General features: G+C 30.3%; 1 protein-coding gene. It reads right to left on the minus strand.

Annotated features, from left to right (window positions below; all coding sequences use genetic code 11):
- Positions 1-149 precede the first annotated feature (149 nt).
- Complete coding sequence (locus MWU56_RS16430) at positions 150-1022, minus strand: DUF4365 domain-containing protein (RefSeq protein ID WP_247046500.1); 873 nt, start codon at positions 1020-1022, stop codon at positions 150-152.
- Positions 1023-1431: the final 409 nt, after the last annotated feature.

The raw sequence follows: 1431 nt of genomic DNA on the forward strand, positions 1-1431 counted from the left end.
CTGTTCTTGCTAAAGGATAAGTCGAAAAAGGAATGGGTGAAACGGTTAATATCTGTAATTACAGATATTAACAAGGGATGAATATGTCTCAAATTTAATTCAGAAAAGAGTTGGTTTTCACCTCAGTTCTTTGTTGGGCACAGTTATTTTTATTCTAAATAATCTTCAAGTTCCAAAAAGGATTTTCCAATATTATTTAATTCAAGGTTGATTCTATATTCTCCAACTTCTCCAGATAAAACTTTATATGGATAAATTTTATGAGTGTCTAACCAACTTTGAGAATATATCTCGAACACAGAATCGCTAAAATTTTCTTCATAAAACTCATAATCAATCCCGAAATCAGCCCAAGGGAAATATTTTTGAATCAAATCTTCAAGTTTGTAGGTATAAAAAGAACTCCATTCACGAACGTAATTTTCATTTCCTTGTTCGTCAATCAAGATTACTACAAAAGGGCCTCTTCCTAAACTTTTATTATGCCATTCTTCTGTATAGATATTTATTTTACCTCCATTTCTAATATGTTTCATTAACTCTTTGTCAAACTGAAGTTTATTGACTTTTGCATTAACAGTTTTGGATTTTATAATATCAGAAATTTGGAAAACACTTAAATCTCCGTCAAGTTGATTTTCTTTTGAAATTTCAATTTTCCATCCTTTTGTTGTCTTTTGAACATTTTTTTTGTCAATAAATTCCCAAATAGTGATATCATATTCAGGAATATGACCAACAATAATGACAGGTAATGAGTGATTTATCCAATAATTATAATGCGTATCATTTAGATAAAAAGTGAAAGATTCTTTCTTTTCGTGAAAGTGACTTAATCCAGTTTTAATTTGTAACCCGATTAATTTTCCAGTTGGACCATTTTCGTCAATGTATTCAACTTGAGCATCAATTCCCATATCTATAATGGGTTGTTCTCTAAATATCCATTTAAATTTTTTCAAAAAGATGGATTCTACTTGATTAACTCCAATTCTTTCTGTCGGTGTATATCTTTCTCCCATCTGTTTTTTTTAATTGTGCCCAACGGTCTAGTATAAGAATAGTAGCGGATTTTTTACACACTAACTTTTCGGTTAAACACAGACCTTTTTAATATTTACCTACTTTAGATTTAGCACTAAAACCGCTATTATTTTTATACATCTTAAGTTTGATTCTCTTTAAATTGATAGTATAAATCAGAAAGAACAAAAGAGAGAATTAAGGTTAGTTTATACGGTGAAGCTTCGGACTTCGACAACATTGATAATCCCCTCTCTTTTACTACTATAAGCACGTTCAGTTCTGTGAGACCTTAGATCTCGTTTTCAAGTTGTTGTGGCCAAGGTAGTCTGCTCTTTCATAAAATCATTTCTTATGAATAAATATAAAGAAACTTTCGGAGTCGATATCAGTAAGGATGTCTTTGAT

This window comes from Allomuricauda sp. F6463D, from assembly GCF_023015965.1.
GTDB lineage: Bacteria > Bacteroidota > Bacteroidia > Flavobacteriales > Flavobacteriaceae > Flagellimonas.